This is a genomic window from Pseudomonas syringae CC1557 (genome assembly GCF_000452705.1).
Classification (GTDB): domain Bacteria; phylum Pseudomonadota; class Gammaproteobacteria; order Pseudomonadales; family Pseudomonadaceae; genus Aquipseudomonas; species Aquipseudomonas syringae_F.
The window spans coordinates 2,889,945-2,912,233 of sequence record NZ_CP007014.1 but is presented as its reverse complement, the minus strand read 5'-3'; the positions used below and the strand labels follow the sequence as shown (position 1 = coordinate 2,912,233).

The following is a 22,289-nucleotide window of genomic DNA, read 5'->3' as shown; positions in this document are numbered from 1 at the left end:
TCCCGGGAGACCACCCTTTGAAAATCACACGTGTGACCGTCACCCCTATCGCCTTTCGCGACCCGCCGCTGCTCAACGCCAGCGGTATCCACGAACCCTTTGCTCTGCGCTCGATCATCGAAGTAGAGACCGATAATGGCTACATCGGCCTCGGTGAAAGCTACGGCGATGCACCGGCACTGGCGATTCAGCAACAAGTGCAAAACCAGTTGCTGGGCCTTGATCCCTTTAACCTGAACCAGTTGCGCAGCATCGTTCAGGCCACCGTAGCGGCGCACAAACCGGCCAGCCTGGCAGGTGCCGAACTGGCGCCAGGCTCACACGCCAGCAAAGCGGTGAGCAATGCTTACTCGGCCTTCGAGGTCGCGTTTCTGGACGTGCAGGCGCGTTCGATGAACATGCCGTTGGTGGACCTGCTGGGCGGTGCGATTCGCGAACAGATTCCTTTCAGCGCCTACCTGTTCTTCAAATATGCGCAACACGCCGATGCGCCCTACAAGCCGGATAGCTGGGGCGAAGCGCTGAACGAGGAACAGATCGTCGCGCAGGCCCGGCGCATGATCGATACCTACGGTTTCAAGAGCATCAAACTCAAGGCCGGCGCACTGCGACCGGAACACGAAGTGTCGTGCATCAAGGCGTTGAAAAAGGCCTTTCCCGGTTATCCGCTGCGCATCGATCCCAACGGCAACTGGTCGCTGGAAACCTCGATTCGCATGGCTGAACTGCTGGGTGATGATTTGCAGTACTACGAAGACCCGACGCCAGGCCTGGACGGCATGTCCGAACTGCACAAGCGCACCGGCCTGCCGCTGGCAACCAACATGGTGGTCACCGATTTCGACGAATTCCGCCGTAGCGTGGCCCTCGACAGCGTGCAGATTGTGCTCGCCGACCACCATTACTGGGGCGGTCTGCGCGACACCCAAGTGCTGGCGAAAATGTGCGACACCTTTGGCGTCGGTGTCTCGATGCACTCCAACTCGCACTTGGGCATCAGCCTCATGGCCATGGCTCACGTGGCAGCCTCAGTGCCCAATCTGGATTACGCCTGCGACACGCACTACCCGTGGCAGGAACCGGACGAGGAAGTGATAAAAGGCGGCAAACTGCCGATTGTCGACGGTTGCGTCAGTATCACCCGCGCACCTGGCCTGGGCCTTGAACTGGATTACGACCAGTTGGGCAAGCTGAATGACCAATACCACAGCTGCGGCATTCGTCAGCGCGATGATGTGAAGCAGATGCAGAAGTACCAGCCGGACTGGAAGGCCGTGAAGCCGAGGTATTGAGCATCTGCCACGAGGATTTTCTGATACGGCGCAAACAGTATGTGGACGTAGTGTAGTCGTAGCCCCTCCCGTCTAAGCACCTGTTAAACTCCGCCGCTGTTAATTGAACGTCCGGGCACCTCGCCCGGGCGCTTCTACATGCCTGTCTATATACAAGGAGTTCCTGGCCCCATGGTTGCTGGCACAGACGTGAGCGTAACGCAGTGAATTGCTGGTCCATTCTGGGGCTCGACGCCCCTTCTGACCTGCGCAGTATCAAACGCCGTTATGCTGCGCTGCTCAAACAGCACCGACCGGACGAAGATCCGGCAGGCTTTCAGCGTCTGCGTGATGCCTACGAGCAGGCACTGAGCTGGACTGCCGAAGTCGAGGAGCAGCTGACAGAACAGCCAAGCCCTTTGCTTGCGCCCGCTCCCGAGCTATCGACGTGGGCCGAGGCGCTCAGCACGTCAACTCTTGATCGTCGAAAGGCTGATGCGCTGCTCGAAGGTGTCACGGTCGAGAATCTTGACCAGCGACTGGAAGAAGCCCGAGCCATGCAGTGCGAGCAGGCGTTCGAAGAAGGCCTGCTTGAACACTGCCAGTCAGGCACCGTCGATGCCTGCGAACTGGCAGAGCGCGCCGTTGAGCACTTCAAATGGCTGAGCGCGTGGCAGCGTAACGATCTGTCCCTGCATGCAACGCACACTGTTCTGAATAACCTGTTACGCAACACCGAACAGCAGTTGGCGGCGGCGCTGAACAGTGGCGATACCACCTCCTTTACCCGTCTGTGCCAACACCTCGACAAAACGGCGTGGATGCAGACGCTGGATCGGCGCATGTGGCTCAACAAATACCTCGCTCGATTGCTGTCCAACGCTGAAGCCTGGTCCAGTCCCATCTTCGACGCAGTGTGCAAGCTGCAAGGCTGGAAAGAACCCGGCAGCCGCACATTGTGTCCAGAGCCTTTCTGGAGTCAGTTGCTGGCCCGCAGCCGACAGGCCATGTTTCTGGAAGAGCAGTTGCGTATGGCCACGCAGAAAATCGACAGTACTGGCTCACGTGCAGCCCGCATGCTGTTTCTGCCCATGAGCGAAAATGCTCGCGTTTCGCTGGCCGCGCGCTTTACCCCGGCTGACTGGCAAGCCTGTGAGTCGCTGGCCAATGCCGTAGAGCGACATTACCCGGGCCTGGCGAGTAACGTGCCCGGTGAAGATCTGTACTTCTGGCGTCCGCTGCGTCGCAAGACGTCGTTCTGGGCGTTGCCGTTCGCAATCCTGGGCGCAGCGTCCGTCAGCGCATGGGACGGCTATTACCGCCTGGGAAGTGATCCGGCCGAGACAATGACCGCCCTGTTGCTGATCATGGGTGCGCTTGGCCTGCTGGCAGGTTTGCTCTACGTCGGCTGCCAGCTAGTCGGCGCCTTTGCGTGGCGTCTTGACGAGCTAATCACCCAGCGTGTTGGCCACTGGCTTACGCTGCGTCGTCCGGTCCCGTTGCTGTTACGAGAAAGCACGGTCAGTTGGCTGCCTGCCGTACCGGCATACATGATCGGCGGATGGAAAGCACTGCTGGTGTACGGCAGCGTGCTTGCAATAGCCGCTGTCAGGACCCGCATTGCCTGGCCGGAATGGCTGAAAGGGAGATTTTCAACCGCTCCTGGCTCGCTGACCAGAGAGCTGTTGATCGGCACAATGACCGGGCTGGCGGTGTCGTTGCTGTTCATCGCCGGCACCGTCATCAACTACCGCCCCTTGCAGGAGAATCAGGGCCTGCAGGCATGGCCGAAGAGACTGTGCGCGGCCCTACTCGATACACGCCAATCCTGTCAGCCTCCCTCTCATCAGCAGTGGTATGCACCTTCGTCATCGCTGGAGGCTGACCATGATCAGTAACCGCGCGTTCGCCGCCGCTATCTGCGTTTTCGTGGTGATTGTCTGGGCTCACCACAGACTGACCAACACCAGCCGCGTTCCGACAGGCCCAATCGCTGACACTTCAATCGTGCGGGAAGCAGCGGCATGCCTGGTATTTGAGGAAACTATTCTGCCTGAGCGCTATGCCGACTATCGCAAGCACTATCAAATACTGGTCGATGGCACGCAAAGTCAGCTGCCGTTTATCCGAAGCTTTGCAATGGGTGGTCGCAGTAGTTCCAGCGCGAACTATGAGCGCCCATCCTGCCATATCCTGTATCCACAACTGTTCAACGACAATTCTGATCCGCTGGTTGACGCCGTGACCGGGTATAACGACACGTTCAATACACTACGCGACAAAACAGTAGAGGCTGAGACGCTCTATAATCAGCCACATCCCGATATCGAGCTTGCCCAGCAGCTGGATGCAGACATCGCCCAGGGTATGCAAGAACTGAAACAACGCGGGCTTGTGATTCGAAAACTCTTCGAAGAGCCTCAATTCCTTGCCCGCAACGAGCAACTCGCGGCCATCGAGTATCGACTTGGCCACGATCAGCATTGGCATACGCTCAACTTCATGATCCTCGCCCGACAAACCATCAACTACCTGGACCAGACCGGCGAAAACGCTCGCCTGAGCCCGGATGAGCTCAAAGCCTTGCATGGCAAACTCGCCGATGCATTGAAGGACGCCGAACGTTATTTCGAAAAAATGCCGAATCTCAAGTCTGCCAACCAGAAACACCCGGTATGGACGGTGATCAAGGACCCCGCGCAAGCCTGGCTTCTCACGCTGGAGACTTTGCAACAGCACTGGGCCCATCACGCGGATGTCGAGCAGTTGAACAAAGACCTGCTGGAAGCAGAGCAACACTACGATCAGCTCGTTTCGCGATACAACGCGACGGTACGGGGACAGTATTAACGACTTCCAGACGGCGAGAGCCAGAAATCCCGGCTGCCCGTCGTGTTGGCAAATGTGAACGGATCGTTTCTCAGCCCTTCATCGCCATTATCGCGGCCTGTTTTGCCTGACCGTCTGACATGCCGCCATTGCTTGACGCTTTCTGCAGCGCAGCGTTGGCACTCATCAGTCCGGCATTCAACCCCGCAAGGACCGTTTGCAGTGCACCAGCCTTAACCTGTCTGGCTTGCGGAGACAGGCTGCTATCGGCCATGACTGCCTGCAGCTCAGCCATTTTTTCAGCGATTTGCTGCTTCAACTCGCGAATACGGATCAGCGTGTCCTTGACGTTACCCGGCAGATCGCTCTCTTTGATATCGCGGTTTGGATCGCTATCAGCAGCAGCTTTGGTGATGCCTGCACTCGATAGAGAAACTTTAACGCTCGCTGGAGCCGCCGCTGGAGCCGCCGCTGTTGCCGAGCCCGTCGATGCCGCGCTCGCCTGATCTGCGGACTCTGCTTTGGCAGCATCCTTTAGCAAAGAAAGCTCACTTCCACTCAAAGTCTTTGTGTTGATAGTAAGCATGTGAGCGTCTCTCAAGTATGGATTGACAAAGGTATCGGCCAGGATACATATATCTTGAAAGATGTTGCTCATCATACGTTTAACTGTGCTCCAGACATTCCCGAGCCGGGCTCGGACGTGCCGAGCCCTTGCACCGACTCAGTTCGATACCGGATCAAGGAATATCAGTTGCGGCGCTTCTGCAAACAACTCGCCGCTTGCAGCGGCAAACTGCTGATAGTGAGGCGCAGCAACATGCGCATCCAGAGCAGCCTGATCCTTGAAACATTCACGCATGTAGAACGTCCCCGGCTCATCACGCTTCTCGAATAACACGTATTCGATATTCCCCGGCTCTGATCGGGTTGGCGCGACCAGCGCAGATAATGCTTCTTTCAATGCCGACTCTTTGCCTGCCTTGGCTTTCAATACCGCGATCAATACCACGTGTTTTGTCTGTGTACTCACTCTCAATTCTCCAATTCAATCAATGCGTAGGTGCAGGTGCGGCGCCGATTTTCACGCGCAGCAAACTGTATGGCTTTTCCCGTTTGTCCTGGCCGGAGTTGAAGCCTGCCTGACGGTGCAACTGGTTGACGATGAAATACAGATAGCCATCCGGGCCAATTGACAGGGTGTCAGGCCACAGCATGCGCGGATCGTGCGCGACCGTCTCCCAGTCGCCATTCGGCAGACGCTTGCGAATTGCGTTGTGCTCATAGTCGCCTGCATACACAGCACCGTCTGCATCAGATTCCAGACCATCGGAAGCGCCCTTCTCCCCTAGATCCTTGACCGCTGCGGCCAGTTGCGGCTCAGTCACCTTGCTGTCGTTCAACAGGTCGGTGGCGACCGAGTAAAGATGGCGGCTGGACAAAGGTGAGAAATACAGCGTCTTGCCATCTGCCGACAGCGCAATGCCATCGGACGCAACGGTGACAGGTTTGTGCTTCCCGTCCGGCCCCTGGCCAAGCACCTGCACGCCTTCAACGACGGGTACGAAATCAGGGTCTGCGGACGTTGCCTTCGCCCCGCTCAAGCGCCGCACTGCTTGCCCGCTGGCGATGTCCATGACAATGATCGCGCCCGGACCGCTCACCGACGAGTCGGTAACATACACCGTGCCCTCCGAGCCTTTGCGGAAGTCGAAACGCATGTCGTTGACATAAGTGCCGGGCAATATGACGTTATCCGGAAATACCAGTCGCTTGACGATCTTGTTACTGGCCAGGTCTACCGCAACCAGCTTGACGCCCCCTGGACGCGGTGAGGAAAACTCCGGCGCTGCGGTGTCCAGAAGCCAGACGCGTCCCTTGCCGTCGGCCACCACACTTTGCACGCTGATCAGACCGTCGCCGGGGTCTTTCGGATTTTCCCGGTTGACCGCCAGATCCGGGTAGGCCACCACTTTGCCGTCACGGATCTCACCGACCGTAAAAAGCACCTTGTCACCCCAGCGAGGGAAATTGACGAAGATTCGCCCCTTTTCGGAGACCGTCACGCCGGTAGGCATCGCGTCGTAGAAGGCATGGACCTGTTCAAGCTTGCCGATGCGTTTGTCAGCCGGTGCGCTGGCAGGCAACTCGGTAGCAGTCATGCCATAGGCCAACGAGGTAGTGAGACTGGCTGCCGAAATGATGGCAAGTGCTGCGGACATGGTCTTTCGGTGCATGCTGCTCTCCTGACGGACCAGCCGGGCCGCCCGTCGGTATCAAGGTTGATGCGCACGACGTGTGATGACGTTCATCAAGACACGCTGCTCAAGGATGTGGAATAGACAAGACTGCGAGTAGTTTGGTCTTTTTCATTACAAAGAAAAACGCAGGGAAATGCGCAAACACTTTCAACGCTCAGGCGAAGATCCGCGTCCCTTGCAACGTGATCAGTACCTTATGCGAGGCTAAAGGCGGCTGATCGACCATTACTTTAATGACGGTCAACATCAATGCTATTCTTGCGACCTGTCGAATGGAGCAGGCAAACGAGGCAACGCACATGAAAGTCACCAAGGCGCAGGCCCAAGCCAACCGGGCACACATTGTCGAGACGGCCTCTGTTCAGTTCCGTGAGCACGGCTACGACGGTGTCGGGGTGGCTGACCTGATGGCAGCGGCGGGCTTTACCCATGGCGGGTTTTACAAACACTTCGGCTCGAAGTCTGACCTGATGGCAGAAGCGGCGGCCTGCGCAATTGCGCAGACTGTAGAACAGTCGAAGGGTATCGACCCTGCGCAGTTCATCGACTATTACCTGTCCAGAGAACACCGTGACAATCCCGGCACTGGCTGCACCATGGCCGCGCTCGGCGGAGACGCTGCGCGTCAGTCGGACGGTGTCAAACAGACGTTTGCTGACGGCATAGAGCGGATGCTGACGGCCTTGGCGCCTGCCGATGCACAGACCGATGACGCAATCCGCCAGCGGGCACGGGCGAAAACCATTGACATGTTTGCCCATGCGCTGGGCGCAGTGCTGCTGTCGCGTAGTTGCCCGGACGACTCACCGTTGGCGGACGAGATACTCGACGCCTGTCGCGCCAGCATGCAGAGGCAATTGAAAGCCAGTGCAGGCTGACTCACCGGTTCGCTCGAGGCAGCGAGCAGGACAAGTCCATTGCGCCCTGCCCGCTGATCTCTTCAGGACGGAAACAGCTTGCTCAGGCAGGCCAGTTTCTTCTTGTAGGATTTTCGCGCCAGCAAAGCATCTTCCAGGGTGACCGCGACGAAACGGGCTTTCTGGTTGGGTTGCATCTGGCCGATCAGGTCCAGGTCAGCACTGATAACCGTGCCGATCATCGCGTAGCCGCCGCCCGAGACCGCGTCACGGTGCAACACAATCGGCTCCAGCCCGGCCGGTACCTGAATCGAACCTATCGGGTAGCAACTGTCGACAATGTTCGAGGGATCAGAGCCAGCACCAAACGGCTGCTCGCGAGGCTGAAAGGTCAATGCACGGCCACCCTTGAAGCGATAGCCGATACGGTCTGCTTCAGAACCTACTGTCCACGACTCGGAGAAAAAGCTGGTCGCGGCAAATTCGGTCAGGCGTTCGTAATACAGGCCCGGCACCACACGCAGATAAACTTCGCCGCCCAGCGACTGGCGCAACGCCATCGGCAGGCTCGCCCCTGCACGCCCATTGCCGCCGGGAATGCCTATCGGCAATTGGTCGTCAGCCTCCAGTCTGCGCCCCTGAAAACCGCCCAACGCGCCCAGCGTGTAAGTCGAACGGCTGCCCAGCACCAGCGGCACATCGATACCGCCTGCTACCGCAAGGTAGGCGCGGGCGCCGTCTTTGGGAAAATCAAAACGCAATACCTGCCCCGCCTTGATCAAAAACGCGGTGTCATGGTGCATTTCCACGCCGTCCAGACGCGCGGCCATATGGGCACCGCAGACGGCTGCCAGTGTGTCGCACTGAAATTCCAGTTCCGGCCCAACCAGGGTGCACTCCAGCCCTGCTGCACCTGGCGGATTGCCAACCAGTTGATTGGCGGCACTGAGCGCGTACTGGTCGAGCGCGCCCGAAGGCGGAATGCCAAGGTGGTAATAGCCTTCGCGGCCAAGGTCCTGAACTGACGTGGCCAGGCCCGGTTTGATGACCTTGATCATGCCAGCACCTCCTGCAGCGATTTTGGATAACCGATCGGATCGGCCAGAAAGGCGTCCAGTGAAAACTCGACCGGACGAATCCGCAGGTCGAAGTGCCCTGCTTCCACTTCGGCCACGGCAAGATCATAAGCATCACGATCAAGCGGTTTGAACTGCACGATGTCACCCGGCCGGAAAAACACCATGTGCTCTTTCAGATACGCCAACTTCTGCTGCGGATCATAAATCGGCGCCGGGGTCACGCCGAACATCTGATAACCGCCCGCCCCACGCACCGAGTAGATACAACCAAAGCAACCGCCATGGCCCAGCGTCAATTTTGGTGTATCGGTGCGCGGACGCAGGTATTTGGGCACCTGCAACTGACGCTCGCGCTCGACCATCTGAAACATGAACGGCAGACCGGCCACAAAACCCACCATCGAGACAAACCACGGCGCGCCGCTGTGCGCGGCAATAAACGCATCCACGTCGGCCAGGTTGTTGATCCGCGCTGCGTACTCCAGGTCAGTGGCGCTCGGGTCCTGATGACGGTCACGAAAACGCATCAGGGTTTCGTGAGTCCAGGGATCGTTGTACAGCACGGGAATCTCGATGATCCGGGTTTGCAGGGTTCGCTCGGCGACCGCCCCGGACTCCGCTTCACGCACCGCCTCAAGCAGGGCGTGAGGGGCAATACGGTCCGGGTCGAAACGAATCTGGAACGAGGCGTTTGCCAGACACACGTCAAGTACGCCATCCAGCGCCAGACGCTCGACTGCGCGGGTCACAGCCATACCGGTGAAAAAGGCTTCCAGCGACATACTGTCACTGACCTCGGCAAACAAGTGCTCGTCGGCACCAAAGCTGTAGCGAATCGGATCAGCCATGTCTGTTCCTTTTGGAATCGTTGTAGAAAGGCAGGCAAAGATCAGTAACCTGGCTCGTGTGTCTGTGCACACGATGCCTTGATAATTCAACGTGGCACGCGCACCTCGATCCCGGCCCGGTCCAGCGCGGTCCGTGTGGCCTCGGCGAGCGCCAACGCACCCGGCGTATCGCTGTGCAGACAAATGGAATCGAATTCGATGGCCAGATCCTGGCCCTCAACGGTCCGCACCAGGCCTTGCTGACAGGCGCGTACCACCCGTGCCGCAACTTCAGCCGGGTCATGGGCACGCACGTTACGGGTAAACACAATCGAACCGCTCAGGTCGTAGTCACGGTCCGCATAGAACTCGCGGACCACCGGCTGACCCAGTTCCTCGGCGATCTTGCAGATCACTGAGCCGGGCATGCAGTAGAGCAGCAAATCAGGCTCCAGACGTTGCAGGTTTTCCACCAGCAGCCGGGCCGCCTGCTCGTCGCGAGCCAGATGCATATACAGCGCGCCGTGGGGTTTGAAGTGCTGCAAAGCCACGCCTTGAACCCGCGCCAGTTCGCGCAGGGCGCCCAGTTGGTAGAGCATGTCGTCGACCAGCTCCTGCGCTGGCGCATTGATGTGCCTCCGACCGAAACCCACCAGATCGCGGAACCCGGGATGCGCGCCAATGGCGACCCCCAGACGCTTGGCCTGTTCAATCGTGCGCCGCATGGTGCCGGGATCGCCCGCGTGAAAACCGGTGGCGATATTTGCCGAACTGATGAACGCCATCAGTTCCGTATCGACGCCGTCGCCAATGGTCCATGCGCCAAAACTTTCACCCATGTCCGAGTTGAAATCCACTTGCATGGCGTTGCTCCAGGGTCTATCGAGTTGATGGAAACCACGTTAGATTCACACCTACCCCTTGGGAAGATCTATTAACAGATACGCTGCCTTCTGAAAAACAGATACCTCACCGATTGGAGTACTTATGTCCCTGACCCTGCGCCAGGTTCGCTATTTCGTAGCAACCGCCGAGATCGGGCAGATCTCGCAGGCGGCCATCCACCTGAACATCTCCCAGTCGGCCGTCACCACAGCAATCAAGGAACTGGAAGGCATGCTCGGCACACTCTTGTTTCAGCGTTCGGCGCAGGGCATGAACCTGACCGACGCCGGCCGGCACTTTCTCAATCGCGCCTACGTCATTCTGCGCAGTGTCGACGACGCGCTGAACAGCCCCATGCCCGATCTACGTGCCAGCGGCGTATTGCGCCTGGCTGCCAGCTATACCGTCATCGGCTACTTTCTGCCGCACCACCTGCAACGCCTCGAACACTGGCATCCAGACGTCGCCATCGAAGTGCATGAGCAGGAACGGCAATCCATCGAACAAGGCTTGCTGGAAGGTCGGTTCGACATGGCCGTGGTGCTCACCGCAAACCTTACTCACCCGGATATCGTCTCGGAAACGCTGTTCAATTCCGAGCGCCGTTTATGGCTCCCCAGCCATCATCCGCTGTGTCAGCGTGCCTCCGTCAGCCTAGCCGACGTGGCAAACGAGCCCTACATCCTGCTGACTGTCGACGAGGCCGAGCACAGTGCGCGGCGCTACTGGGAAATGGCCGGGCAGCAACCCAGCGTCCGCGTGCGCACCAGCTCGGTCGAAGCAGTGCGCAGCATGGTTGCCAATGGCAGCGGTGTGGCGATCCTCTCTGACCTGGTACATCGCCCCTGGTCACTGGAAGGCAAACGCATCGAGACCCGGACTGTCACCGACAAGGTAACGCCCATGAGCGTCGGCCTGGCCTGGCACAGAGCGCGTGAGTTAAGTCCGGCGATGCAGGCATTCCGTAACTATTTCCACGACGCGTTTTTGGCCCCACAGCAGTTGTCGGCGCGACGCTGAGATCGATTACAATCGAGGTAACTGATCAAAGGCCGTGAGATGGGCATCTGACGACCATATATAAACTCTTCTCGACGGGTTCAGAGAGCAGAGCCGTTGCCAGTCATGAATGATGGATAGGTCGCCGAGTCCGCTACCGCGCATTGCATGCTCCGGAAACTCACGCAACCACGCACTCATCTCATTGTCCTGCAAAAAGCTTATCGCTTTGAACGGGGAACGACACTCTAGCGCTGCCTGAACCTGCACCACGAAATGCTCCGCACAACTTCGCCGGGTGCCACCGTCACCGTTCTGCCCAATGTGATTGCCCGTTTCGAATATCGTAGCCATTGGTAAAAACAGTGCTTCACCCTCGTTAATACGTTGTTCCAGTTGCAGTAGCGTTTCCTCGTGCTGCTGGGCCTTCATCGGTACATTGAGGATTTCAACGAAGATTGAAGTATCTATCAAACAGACAGCTGTCATTCCCCCTCTCCTTTTGTACTCTGCCGGAGGTCTGCCAACCAGTCCAGCGCCTGCGACTTGCGCTCATCCCTGGTAGTGCTGTCTTTCAGGAATCTATCCAGAACGCGCCGCGTCATGAGTTGCCCCAACGGTCCCTTTGCGGCCAATTCAGGGTATCGATCAAGATCGCCCAGACGCACCAGACGGCTATCTCCTTGCTCGGGGTCGCGATAACACGCGACAACATCAGCCAGCGCACTATCAGGCAGTGCATCCATCAACGCAGGGTTGTGCGATGTCATCAGGACTCGCAACTTTCTCTCGGCGGCAGTATCCCGAAGCTGCCTGACCAGAGACTCCGCGCGGCTGGGGTGAACGCCGTTGTCGATTTCTTCTATAACTACCAGTGATCCTTCAGGAGCCGTCAACAGCGCCGCGCCTACCGCCAGCACGCGCAGGGTTCCGTCAGACAGTAACGGTGCATCCACTGTCCTGCTTTTCTGCCCAAAGGACTCTACCAACCGAACCATCACGTCATTGCGATCAGTTTTGATGAATTCAATGTCAGTGATGTCTTGTTCAGGCAAAGACCTGATGAACGCAAGCAGCCTGGCTTTTTGCTCCGGCACTTGGGAAATCCGGTAAAGCACAGCCGAAAGGTTGCTGCCGTCCTCTTTGATAAGGTCGTCTTTTACATAGGCATAGTCACGCATCATCACAGGCTGCGGGTCAAGAAACACGACGTTGCGTAGCGTTTCGCGTATGGCCTTTGTGACAGCCGGGATGACACGTTGTGATTCATGATGACCCGATTCGAATCGACCTGGCGTTTCAAGCTGATAGAAGATGGCTTGCCGGTTTGAACATGGGATATGAGGCTTGTTCTTTCCGCGCTTGAAGTTGTTATAGGCCACTCTGATCTCGTCAGAATGAGTATTGGCCAGCCCGTCGACCTGATACAGTGGGACTGTCTGGTCGGGTTTCACAACACTTTCCGCAGTGACCACTAATTGATCGGCCACCAGACCAATCGAAATTTCGAAATGATCCCAGCCCTGTGGCAGCCCTTCGAATCTTCCTCCAAGACTGAAACTCACAACAGGATCGCGTAGCAGGTCATTTGCCTGCCCACGGACCACCGCGTCGCCACTCTGAATAGATCGTGTTATGTCTTCAAGACGACTGCCTTTCGCCAGCCAATTGAGCAGGCGGATGGCCTCGAGCACGTTGCTTTTACCCGACGCATTAGCACCGATCAGAAACGTCATGGCCGCCAACGGCAGGCTTGCGCTCTCGTAGCTCTTGAAATTTTTCAGCTCAATCGAAATCAGCATGTTTCTGAAGCTCGCATAAGCGTCATTAAGTAATTCTCCATACAACCTAGCCAAAATGCGCAGGAGCGCCTGCGTCAGGGTCTGACCGCAAGGGCTCACCCCCCAGGGCTTATTCATTCCGGTCAGGAATTTAACATTATTACCGAAGCTGCAAGTCGCCAAAAAAGCCGGAATTGGCGCTATCCATTTATCTGAGCGTGGCGCGGAACGACCGGTGCGTGCTCAGCCATCAATGTCATGACCCAGTCAATGAACACACGCACCTTGATGCTGACATGCCGGTTCGGCGGAAAGGCCACGTACATCGGCATGCTTTCCAGCTGCCAGCCTTCGAACAGGCGGACCAGTTCTCCGCTCTCCAGATGGGGTCGGGACATGTAGTCCGGTAGCCAGAGAATACCCATTCCAGCCAGCCCGGCCGCGATATAGGCGTTGCCGTCATCCACAGCCAATGTGTAACGCCCCTGAACATGGACCTGCTCGCCGTTGCGGTGCATGGCATAGGGCAGCGCCTTGCCGGTGCGCGCCCACAGGTAGCCGACGACACGATGAGACGAGTCTTCGAGCTCGCGTGGATGAGTCGGCGTGCCCATTCGCAACAGGTAGTTCGGGGCGGCGTATACCCCCAGCTGCAAGTCGCCCACGCGCCGCGCCATCAAGGATTGATCGGTTATTTCACCACCGCGCACCACGCAGTCCACATTTTCGCCGATCAGGTCGACCATCCGGTCGCTGACGCCCATGTCGATCTGGATATCCGGGTAGCGGGCATGGAACTCAGGCAACGCGGGCATCAGCAGCAAGCTGGCGAACGGGCTGGGCACGTCCACCCGCAAGCGACCTCTGGGCAATGATGCGGCGCTGGACAGGCTGGTCTCGGCGTCGTCCATGTCTGCCAGTAGCCTGACCACCCGCTCGTAATAGACGGCACCGTCGGCGGTCACGTTGACTTTGCGCGTGGTGCGGTTCAGCAACCTGACACGCAGGCGCGCTTCGAGTTGCTGAATCAGCTGTGTCACGCTGGTTTTGCTCATGTGCAGCGTACCGGCAGCCTTGGTGAAACTGCCGGTTTCCACCACCCGGGCAAACGCTTGCATCGCGTCGAAACGGTCCATTTTCACTCACCTGCCTGCTGGATTGTTTGGCCTTTCCAAACAGAGATGATCACGGTTGCTCGTTTATCACCCGAGTGCAAGCCCCTACAGTCGCTCCATCGCCTGTTTCCAGGGCGCTCCCAACGCTTGATGGAGATAACCCATGACCCAACGTGACGTTGTATTCCCGGCCGGTCGCCAGGCGCTTTACGAACGCAATCAATATTCCCCGGCAATCCGCTCAGACGGGTTTCTGTTCGTGTCCGGGCAGGTTGGCAGCAGAGAAGACGGTTCTCCTGAACCGGACCTCGAAAAGCAGGTGCGCCTCGCGTTCACCAATTTGAACGCGATTCTGCTGGCGGCCGGGTGCACGTTTGATGATGTGATCGACGTGACGGTGTTCATTGTCGATCCCGAAGCGAAGTTTGAGCGGATCTGGAGTGTGTTCCCGGAATTCTGGGGCAACCCACCACACCCGACGCTGACCGGCGTGGGCGTGACCTGGCTTTATGGCTTCGATTTTGAAATCAAGGTCATTGCCAGGCTGCCTGCAAACACAGCGGCATGATGCAAGCTCCGCCTAGCGGCTGCGGATCGGTACGACGCAGTCGCTGGTAACCTCAACGGGCTCTTCGAAACGCTGAAAAAACTGCCCGGACACAACATGTTCCAGAAACTGCGCCTGGTCCTCCGTCACCCGATGCCTGGGGGAGTAACCATCGGCATCAGGCACAGCCAGCAAACGCGCCTTGCGTGCATGCGCTACCGCAATGAACGCCCTCTTCTCTTCGAGGGACATCTGCGAAAAGTAGTCAGACAGACTTTCCAGCGAGCGTACCGCCAGATCCTGGTCGAGCTGATCGTCATCCGTGAACATCAAATGCCAGACGAAATCGAAAGAAAGCTCAGCGAGGGCTCGCATGGACCAGGCTCCGTAGTATTCAGAGGCGGGAGATTCCTCGTTCGCCCCGATCCGGTCAAGTGGTAACAGATGATCTGCACCGGATGTGGCGCTTAACGTCGAGAATTGACGCTTTGTGATCGCTGTCAGCCCCTATACCGGGGCTGACACGTCACTCGGGGTTTTCGATAGCAGGGCCATACCTCACCCGTCGCCGCTCACGTCTGCGGCTTGGCACTCAGCCGGTCGGGGTCCTGATTGCGATACAACGCCTCGACCTTCGCTGCACGCCATTGCAGTACGGCGCGCTGGTTGATCGACCCCTTGTCTGTGATTTCGCCGCGATCAATCGAAGCCGGTTCATCCAGCAACACCATCCACTCCAGGCGGCTGGCGTTGCCGTTGGCCCCATGATTCAGGCGCGTTAGCCAGTCGCTGAACCATTGGCGCACTTGCGCACTGGCCAGGATCTCGGCGTCAGTGGCTTGCGTGCCCAATCCAGACAGTTGACGGCACTCGTGCAGCCTCGGAAACACCAACACGCCCAGGCATTCGCGATCCGGCGCCGCGATCACCACGTCCTGAACATAAGGTGAGCCTTCAAGCACCGCGCGGTTACGCATGGGCCCGACGCTGACAAAGACCCCCGACGACAGTTTGAAGTCCTCGGCCAGACGCCCGTCGAACATCAGCCCCAGTTCCGGCACAGCGGGGTCGGCAAGCTTGATTGCATCGCCAGAGCAATAAAAACCCCTTTCATCGAACACCTCGGCCGTCTGCTGCGGCGATCGCCAGTACCCCGGCATGATATGCGGCCCGCGAAAACGCCCTTCCAGCTTGCCGTCGACAGGCACCAGGCACACTTCGCAACCCGGCGCAGGCAGCCCGATGTAGCCAGCCATTGACAGCGGCCCGGTGGTGAACGTGCAGGACGGCGCAGCTTCGGTCATGCCCAGCCCTGCCATCATGCGGATACGCTCGCCGCAATGCTGCTCGGCTACGCGGTCCAGACGATCCCAGACGCTTTGCGACAGACCGGCAGCGGCGAAGAAAAACAGCCTCATGCGGGAGAAGAACCGCTCACGCAATTCGCCATCCTGCTCCAGCGCGCTGACCAGTTCCTCCCAGCCCTTGGGCACGGTGAGGTACGCCGTGGGCGAGATTTCCTTGAGATTACGCAGCGTCTCGGCAAAGCCCTGAGCCGTGGGCTTGCCGTTATCCAGATAAAACGTACCACCGTTATAAAGCACGATGCCGACATTGTGACTGCCGCCAAAAGTGTGATTCCACGGTAGCCAGTCCACCAGCACCGGAGGCTCTGTGCCAAACACTGGAAAAGTCTGCAGCAGCATCTGCTGATTGGCGCACAACATGCGCTGAGTAGTGACTACCGCCTTGGGCAGTCGGGTCGAGCCCGACGTGAACAGGAATTTGGCAATACTGTCCGGCCCGCTGGCTTGAAAAGCGGCCTCGGCTTCAGGGCCTCCGGGCTGCTCCAGGAGGCTGGCAAAACTCACCTGGCGCCTGCCACTCAGTTGTCCTCTTACAGCAATCAGGGGGGTGTCGGCCGGAATCACAGCCTCGATGGCGCGCTGAAAAAGCGCTGCATCGCTGACAAAGATCAAGCCCGGCTGCAAAACGTCGCAGACATGGCGCAACTTGGCGAAATCCTGGGACATGACCGAGTAAGCCGGTGAAACCGGGCAATAGGGAATCCCGGCGTACATCGCTCCCAAGGCTATCTGTAGATGCTCGATGTCGTTGCCCGACAGCAGCGCAAGCGGGTTTTCGGCTGACAAACCGTAATCAAGCAAGCTCTGTGCAATGGCCCGGACGTCAGTCAGCATGTCCGCGTAACTGACCTTGCGCCAGCCGCCCAGGCTATCGCGGGCAGCGATGAATGTCTGTTGTGGGCGCACGTTGGCCCAATGCACCAACCGTTCAAGCAATCGGTCGGGGTATTCCGCGAGCGGCTCAAGTGCACGCATGTGCAGAATGCCCTGTTCTTCGCGAACTTCGATGGCCGGGTGGCCGATGGCAACCTCACGGTAGCGAGGCTCGCAGGCTTCACTCTGCTGGGATGACGATCTGATTTCGGAACTCACGTGCGCTCTCTCCATCAAGGGCGCGCTCGCCAGCCGGCACATGGCCGGCTGACATGAGCGCAGCAGCACCTGGCTGCAGCCTTGTTATTGTTATGTATGGCTAACTGACGGCAACGTATCGGCTACAAGACATTGCTGTCAGCACAAGGAACATCAAATAGGGTAGTGCCGTGGCCCGTTTTGCAAGGTCACCCATCGCAACTGAGTGAAATGCTCGATTGAGGCCTTGCCGCCGAAGCTGCCATAACCGCTGGACTTGACCCCGCCGAAGGGCATTTGCGCCTCGTCGTGTACGGTCGGCCCGTTGATATGGCAGATGCCCGATTCGACCCTCTGGGCCAATGCCAGCGCACGACTGGTGTCACGGCTGAAAATCGCCGCCGACAGGCCGAATTCCGAATCATTGGCCAGCCGCAGCAGCGCCTCGTCCCCTTCCCCGCGTATCAGCACAGCGACCGGCCCGAACGACTCTTCGCGGTAAAGGCGCATGCGCTCAGTCACACCGTCGAGCAGCGTCGGTTGCAGAATGCTGCCCTGCAATTGGCCGCCAGTCACCAGCTTCGCACCCAGCCCGACGGCATCGTCGATCAGTGCTTTGATACGTGTGCCAGCGCTGACATCCACCAGCGAACCCAGCACCGAATCACTGTCATGCGGATTACCGGCACGCAAGGTTTCGATCTTTGCTGTGAGCTTGGCGAGAAAGCTGTCGGCGACTTTCTGATCGACAATCAGGCGCTCGGTGGACATGCAGATCTGGCCCTGGTTGAAATAAGCCCCAAATGCCGCCGCTTCGACTGCGGCATCCAGATCGGCATCGTCCAGCACCAGAAACGGTGCCTTGCCGCCCAGTTCCAGCAGTGCAGGTTTCAGGTGCCGTGCCGACAGTTCTCCAACGATGCGCCCCACATGGGTGGAACCGGTGAAGTTGACCCGACGCACCGCAGGATTGGCGATCAGGCGTTCGACAATCGCCGCTGCATCGGCAGGTGCATTGCTGATCACGTTGACCACACCGTCACCCAGCCCGGCATCCTGCAACACCTGGCCAATCAGCCGATGCACAGCGGGGCTGATCTCCGATGCCTTGAGCACCACCGTATTGCCACAGGCCAACGGCATGGCGATGGCCCGAGTGGCGAGAATCACCGGTGCATTCCACGGAGCAATGCCGAGCACCACACCGCAAGGCTGGCGCAAAGCCATGGCAAAATTGCCAGGAACGTTGGAGGGAATCACCTCGCCAGTGATCTGAGTAGTCATCGACGCGGCTTCACGTAGCATGTTGGCGGCCAACTGCACATTGAAACCGTACCAGTTGGCCATTGCTCCGGTTTCTCCGGCAGCCGCAATGAACTCGGCACTGCGAGCCTGCAACTGCTCGGCAGCCTTGAGCAAACGGTCACGGCGCTCGCCGGGCGCCATTGCCGCCCAGCCGGGAAAAGCAGCCTGGGCCGCAGCCACGGCCGCATCTGCATCCTCGACAGTCGCTGCAGCAATCCGCGAAACCACCTCGCCAGTTACCGGGTTACAGCGTAAGCGCTCCATAAACCCCACATTCAAAGTGCTTAGCTGATCCGGAAGCTGTGATCCCGATTCCCTCAGGAGCCAGCTCGCCATGATGCGACCCGATGCCAAAGTCGAAAAAGTGTATCTGTACCCAAGCCTGTGGACTTCCGAAAGTCTATCGACGGTCTGGCGGCATTGGTCGAACTGGACATCAAGGTCGCCGTCTTTGATCCAGTACTTTTCGTCTTCCTCAACAAGCCACGCAACCGCGTGAAGATCTTGTACTGGGAGCGCAATGGCTTTTGCCTTTGGCTCAAGCGTCTGGAGTCCGAACGATTCAAAACATCGCCAGACGCCACCGACGAAGCGATTGTCCTGACGGTTCAGGAACTCAACTGGATGCTCGATGGCTTTGACCTCTGGCGCAACCGTCCTCATCAAGTTTTGACGCCGCGATTCGTAGCCTGATTCGGTATAATCCAGGGCATGAATTCCGTGCCCGAAAACCTTCCAGATGATCCCGTTCTGCTCAAGCAACTGCTTGGGCAGATGTTCGACGAGCGTCAGTTGGATAAGGGAAAGATTATTCGGCTACAAGAACAGAATGCCCTCCTGCTTCAGCGTTTGTTCGGACGTAAGTCCGAGCAAACAGCTGATGCGGCAACGCCGCAACTGGCCCTCTTCAATGAAGTAGAAAGCGTCATCGAGCCTGTGGACGAAGCTTCAGATGAAGAGGTCGTTGCTCCGACCAGGCGCCGTGGCAAGCGCAAACCTTTGCCTGCCGATTTACCCCGCGTCGAAGTCATCCACGAACTGCATGAGCACGAACTGACCTGCGTTTGTGGCTGCCGCAAACACACCATTGGCGAAGAAGTCAGCGAGCAGCTTGAAATCGTGCCGATGCAGATCCGCGTGATCAAACACATCCGAAAAGTCTATGCCTGCCGCGACTGCGAAACAGCCCCGGTCACTGCTGATAAACCTGCGCAAGTGATCGAGAAGAGCATGGCCAGCCCTAGCGTTTTGGCGATGCTGCTTACCACTAAATATGTAGATGGTTTACCGCTTCACCGCTTTGAAAAAGTGTTGGGCCGCCACGGCATGGATATTCCTCGACAAACGTTGGCGCGCTGGGTGATTCAGTGCGGCGAGCATCTGCAACCCTTGCTCAACTTGATGCGGGATCGACTGCTGGAAAGTCGTGTCATCCACTGCGATGAGACGCGAGTGCAGGTTAATAAAGAGCCTGATCGAGAGCCCGCCAGTCAATCCTGGATGTGGGTACAAACTGGAGGCCCGCCTAATCAGCCTGTTGTTCTTTTCGACTACTCAACCAGCCGTGCGCAGGAGGTACCGACGCGCCTGCTAGAAGGCTATCGTGGCTACTTGATGACTGATGATTACGCCGGTTACAACGCGCTTGGAGCGCAAGCCGGTGTCGAGCGCTTGGGTTGTTGGGCGCATGCTCGTCGCAAGTTCGTAGAAGCACAAAAAGTGCAGCCCAAGGGCAAAACCGGGCGGCTGATGTTGCCCTGAATTTGATCAACAAGCTTTACGGTATCGAGCGGGCGTTGAAAGAAGGCAGCGATGAGCAGCGTTATGAAGCTCGCCAGCAAAACAGCGTACCGGTGCTGACTCAGTTGCACACCTGGATGGAGAAAACGCTGCCTCACGTCACGGCGCAAAATGCGCTGGGTAAGGCGATCAGTTATCTAGCCAGCAAAACAGCGTACCGGTGCTGACTCAGTTGCACACCTGGATGGAGAAAACGCTGCCTCACGTCACGGCGCAAAATGCGCTGGGTAAGGCGATCAGTTATCTAGCCAGCAACTGGCAAAAGCTGCTGCGCTATACCGAAGCTGGATTTTTGCCCATCGACAACAATGCGGCAGAGCGTGCGATCAGACCGTTTGTGATCGGACGCAAGAACTGGCTATTCAGCGATACCCCCAAGGGTGCCAAGGCCAGTGCTCAACTCTACAGCTTGGTCGAGACGGCTAAAGCCAACGGCCAGGAGCCCTATGCGTGGCTGCGCCACGCATTAGAACGGCTACCACTGGCGACCTCGGTTGAAGATTACGAAGCCTTGCTGCCGTGGAACTGTACGCCTCGTTTGCATTCCTAGACGCACCGTCGTCTTTGGTTAGATGGGGTTTGTGGAGCGCTTACGTTACAGCGGTCAAACGTACGTCCGTCACGCGCCGGGCACGACTGGCCGCCAATCAACAGGGGCACGTCCAGCATGGTAATTCCTCTTATCAGGGGAACAGCTTCACGTTTCAAGCCGCAAGCCTCAAGCTCAAGGCCACAGCTTGCAGCTAAAGGCTACCTTTTATAGGCCTCCAGCCCGGGCTTGATGCTTTTGTCATCCAGGAATTGCTTCATGCCCTGTTCGCGACCGCCTTCCTTGTCCAGCAGGCGCGACTGGTCAAGTTTGGCGTACAGGTAGTCTTCGTTCTGCTCCCAGGTCAGCTCACGGCAACGCTTGAAGCCATGCTTGGCGGCGCGCAGCACCACCGGGTTCTTTTCCAGCAGGTTGAGTGCCAGGTCAATAGTCACCTGACGCAGTTGCGCCAACGGCACGCTTTCATTGACCAGGCCCATCTCGGCGGCTTTTTTACCGTCGAAGGTCTTGCCGGTCATGATGTAGTACAGCGACTGTCGATGGCCCACGGTGTCGGCCATCGCCTTGCTCACCAGATTACCGGGTGGAATGCCCCAGTTGATTTCCGACAAACCGAAGGTTGCCTCGTCGGCGCAGATCGCCAGGTCGCAAGCGACCAATGGGCTGAAACCACCGCCGAAACACCAGCCGTTGACCATGGCGATGGTCGGCTTGGCGTACATGCGCAGCAGTTTCCACTGCCATTGAGAAGCCTCGCGGCGGATCTTTTCCTGGAGGATTTCCGGACCGGCATCCACTTCTCGAAAGTACTCTTTGAGGTCCATGCCGGCCGTCCAGGCTTCACCCGCACCGGTCAGCACCAGAACACCTGCGTCAGGGTCCTGTTCAAGGGTTTCCAGCACATCGATCATTTCCCGGTTAAGGGTCGGGCTCATGGCATTGCGTTTTTCCGGCCGGTTGAGAATGACCCACGCGATACCTTGCTCGATTTCGACCTTGACGGTTGTCCAGCGACCTTCGTACTTGCTCATGGCGGTGCTCTCTTGTTCTTGATTCGTGGATGAGTCAAAACTAGGTGACAAATATAGTTATGTCAATTAACTATTATTCAGATCGAGTAAAATCACGGCACTCACTCTGGATATGGCGGTCACAACCGCGTATGCCCATAGCCAGCATCTGCCAACCCCGGCAAACTACATGGCTTATCTGCTGAACCCACAATGAAAGGACCGCATTTTCAATGGCCAAGCCACCCGACTTCGACGATGTCTGCCAGGCGACTGCACAGATTGAAGAGTCTCCGTCGCCTACAGACTCCGCACTGGATGATCTGATCGGTTACGCCATGCGCAGGGCACAACTCAAGCTCTTCCAGAACCTGATCGGACGCCTTTCAGCGCACGATCTGCGGCCTGCCCAGTTCTCCGCGCTGGCGATCATCGAACAGAACCCCGGTCTGATGCAGGCTGATCTTGCCAAGGCGCTGGCGATTGAGCCGCCGCAGGTCGTGCCATTGCTCAACAAACTTGAAAACCGTGCGTTAGCTGTACGGGTGCGCTGCAAGCCGGACAAGCGTTCATACGGCATCTTTCTCAGCAAGACCGGTGAAACATTGCTGCGCGAACTGAAACAGATCGCCATCGACAGCGATCTGGATTCCACGTCAGCACTCAACGATCAGGAACGCCAGGACCTGCTGCGTCTGCTGAAAAAGGTTTACCAATCATAAGCCGCCCGCCGCC

20 protein-coding genes and 2 pseudogenes are annotated in these 22,289 nt (G+C 58.0%); 9 read left to right on the top strand and 13 right to left on the bottom strand.

Annotated features, from left to right (window positions below; all coding sequences use genetic code 11):
* Positions 1-17: 17 nt before the first annotated feature.
* The 3 genes from N018_RS13380 to N018_RS13370 all read left to right on the top strand — a co-directional run bounded on the left by N018_RS13380 (position 18) and on the right by N018_RS13370 (position 4,121).
* Positions 18-1,292: a glucarate dehydratase family protein gene (locus N018_RS13380; protein WP_025389932.1), complete on the top strand. Its 1,275-nt coding sequence runs from the start codon at positions 18-20 to the stop codon at positions 1,290-1,292.
* A gap of 203 nt (positions 1,293-1,495) precedes the next feature.
* Positions 1,496-3,169: a J domain-containing protein gene (locus N018_RS13375; RefSeq protein WP_025389931.1), complete on the top strand. Its 1,674-nt coding sequence runs from the start codon at positions 1,496-1,498 to the stop codon at positions 3,167-3,169.
* Positions 3,159-4,121 (top strand): DUF3829 domain-containing protein, encoded by a 963-nt coding sequence (locus N018_RS13370; RefSeq protein WP_025389930.1) that lies wholly within the window; start codon positions 3,159-3,161, stop codon positions 4,119-4,121. The genes N018_RS13375 and N018_RS13370 overlap by 11 nt, the downstream gene beginning before the upstream one ends.
* Before the next feature lie 70 nt (positions 4,122-4,191).
* Here the strand turns inward: N018_RS13370 and N018_RS13365 are convergent, their stop codons facing one another.
* The 3 genes from N018_RS13365 to N018_RS13355 form a co-directional block, all read right to left on the bottom strand.
* Entirely contained in the window at positions 4,192-4,761 is a 570-nt protein-coding gene (locus N018_RS13365; protein WP_024643418.1) for a hypothetical protein, read from the bottom strand.
* A 63-nt stretch (positions 4,762-4,824) separates the two neighbouring features.
* Positions 4,825-5,133, bottom strand: coding sequence for a putative quinol monooxygenase (locus N018_RS13360; RefSeq protein ID WP_024643417.1), 309 nt, complete (start codon positions 5,131-5,133; stop codon positions 4,825-4,827).
* Between the two features lie 19 nt (positions 5,134-5,152).
* Positions 5,153-6,337 carry an L-dopachrome tautomerase-related protein gene (locus N018_RS13355; RefSeq protein ID WP_025389929.1) on the bottom strand — a complete coding sequence of 395 codons (1,185 nt, stop codon included), beginning with the start codon at positions 6,335-6,337 and terminating at the stop codon, positions 5,153-5,155.
* Between the two features lie 323 nt (positions 6,338-6,660).
* Between N018_RS13355 and N018_RS13350 the strand changes: the two genes are divergently transcribed.
* Positions 6,661-7,239, top strand: a complete 579-nt coding sequence (locus N018_RS13350) for a TetR/AcrR family transcriptional regulator (protein ID WP_024643415.1) — start codon at positions 6,661-6,663, stop codon at positions 7,237-7,239.
* A gap of 62 nt (positions 7,240-7,301) precedes the next feature.
* Here N018_RS13350 and N018_RS13345 read toward each other — a convergent pair whose 3' ends face one another.
* From N018_RS13345 to N018_RS13335, 3 genes are all read right to left on the bottom strand, one after another.
* Positions 7,302-8,276 (bottom strand): biotin-dependent carboxyltransferase family protein, encoded by a 975-nt coding sequence (locus N018_RS13345; protein ID WP_024643414.1) that lies wholly within the window; start codon positions 8,274-8,276, stop codon positions 7,302-7,304.
* Positions 8,273-9,145 carry a 5-oxoprolinase subunit B family protein gene (locus N018_RS13340; RefSeq protein ID WP_024643413.1) on the bottom strand — a complete coding sequence of 291 codons (873 nt, stop codon included), beginning with the start codon at positions 9,143-9,145 and terminating at the stop codon, positions 8,273-8,275. The genes N018_RS13345 and N018_RS13340 overlap by 4 nt, the downstream gene beginning before the upstream one ends.
* An 86-nt stretch (positions 9,146-9,231) precedes the next feature.
* A complete protein-coding gene (locus tag N018_RS13335) occupies positions 9,232-9,987 on the bottom strand; it encodes a 5-oxoprolinase subunit PxpA (protein WP_024643412.1) in 756 nt (251 codons plus the stop codon).
* A 124-nt stretch (positions 9,988-10,111) separates the two neighbouring features.
* Between N018_RS13335 and N018_RS13330 the strand changes: the two genes are divergently transcribed.
* The gene (locus N018_RS13330) at positions 10,112-11,029 is read left to right on the top strand and encodes a LysR family transcriptional regulator (protein WP_025389928.1); all 918 of its coding nucleotides are present in this window, start codon (positions 10,112-10,114) and stop codon (positions 11,027-11,029) included.
* 6 nt (positions 11,030-11,035) lie between these two features.
* Here the strand turns inward: N018_RS13330 and N018_RS13325 are convergent, their stop codons facing one another.
* From N018_RS13325 to N018_RS13315, 3 genes are all read right to left on the bottom strand, one after another.
* Positions 11,036-11,497: a hypothetical protein gene (locus N018_RS13325; RefSeq protein WP_025389927.1), complete on the bottom strand. Its 462-nt coding sequence runs from the start codon at positions 11,495-11,497 to the stop codon at positions 11,036-11,038.
* Positions 11,494-12,810 carry an AAA family ATPase gene (locus tag N018_RS13320; RefSeq protein ID WP_025389926.1) on the bottom strand — a complete coding sequence of 439 codons (1,317 nt, stop codon included), beginning with the start codon at positions 12,808-12,810 and terminating at the stop codon, positions 11,494-11,496. The genes N018_RS13325 and N018_RS13320 overlap by 4 nt, the downstream gene beginning before the upstream one ends.
* 179 nt (positions 12,811-12,989) lie before the next feature.
* Positions 12,990-13,925, bottom strand: coding sequence for a LysR family transcriptional regulator (locus tag N018_RS13315; protein ID WP_025389925.1), 936 nt, complete (start codon positions 13,923-13,925; stop codon positions 12,990-12,992).
* 142 nt (positions 13,926-14,067) lie between these two features.
* On the opposite strand from N018_RS13315, the gene N018_RS13310 reads away from it, so the two are divergent.
* Positions 14,068-14,472 (top strand): RidA family protein, encoded by a 405-nt coding sequence (locus N018_RS13310; protein ID WP_025389924.1) that lies wholly within the window; start codon positions 14,068-14,070, stop codon positions 14,470-14,472.
* Between the two features lie 12 nt (positions 14,473-14,484).
* Here the strand turns inward: N018_RS13310 and N018_RS13305 are convergent, their stop codons facing one another.
* The 3 genes and pseudogenes from N018_RS13305 to N018_RS13295 all read right to left on the bottom strand — a co-directional run.
* Positions 14,485-14,826: a hypothetical protein gene (locus tag N018_RS13305; RefSeq protein ID WP_024643406.1), complete on the bottom strand. Its 342-nt coding sequence runs from the start codon at positions 14,824-14,826 to the stop codon at positions 14,485-14,487.
* Between the two features lie 197 nt (positions 14,827-15,023).
* On the bottom strand, positions 15,024-16,910 hold the full coding sequence (locus N018_RS13300; RefSeq protein WP_025389923.1) for a feruloyl-CoA synthase: 1,887 nt from the start codon (positions 16,908-16,910) through the stop codon (positions 15,024-15,026).
* 153 nt (positions 16,911-17,063) lie between these two features.
* Positions 17,064-18,446 (bottom strand): annotated as a pseudogene (locus N018_RS13295) (aldehyde dehydrogenase); the annotation flags it as partial.
* A 132-nt stretch (positions 18,447-18,578) separates the two neighbouring features.
* On the opposite strand from N018_RS13295, the gene tnpB reads away from it, so the two are divergent.
* Positions 18,579-18,887: an IS66 family insertion sequence element accessory protein TnpB gene (tnpB, locus tag N018_RS13290; protein ID WP_003421512.1), complete on the top strand. Its 309-nt coding sequence runs from the start codon at positions 18,579-18,581 to the stop codon at positions 18,885-18,887.
* An 18-nt stretch (positions 18,888-18,905) separates the two neighbouring features.
* Positions 18,906-20,544, top strand: a pseudogene (gene tnpC / locus N018_RS13285) (IS66 family transposase).
* A gap of 200 nt (positions 20,545-20,744) precedes the next feature.
* Here the strand turns inward: tnpC and N018_RS13275 are convergent.
* Complete coding sequence (locus tag N018_RS13275) at positions 20,745-21,575, bottom strand: p-hydroxycinnamoyl CoA hydratase/lyase (protein ID WP_024643403.1); 831 nt, start codon at positions 21,573-21,575, stop codon at positions 20,745-20,747.
* A 212-nt stretch (positions 21,576-21,787) separates the two neighbouring features.
* Here N018_RS13275 and N018_RS13270 point away from each other — a divergent pair, with 212 nt between their 5' ends.
* Positions 21,788-22,276: a MarR family winged helix-turn-helix transcriptional regulator gene (locus N018_RS13270; RefSeq protein ID WP_024643402.1), complete on the top strand. Its 489-nt coding sequence runs from the start codon at positions 21,788-21,790 to the stop codon at positions 22,274-22,276.
* Positions 22,277-22,289 lie beyond the last annotated feature (13 nt).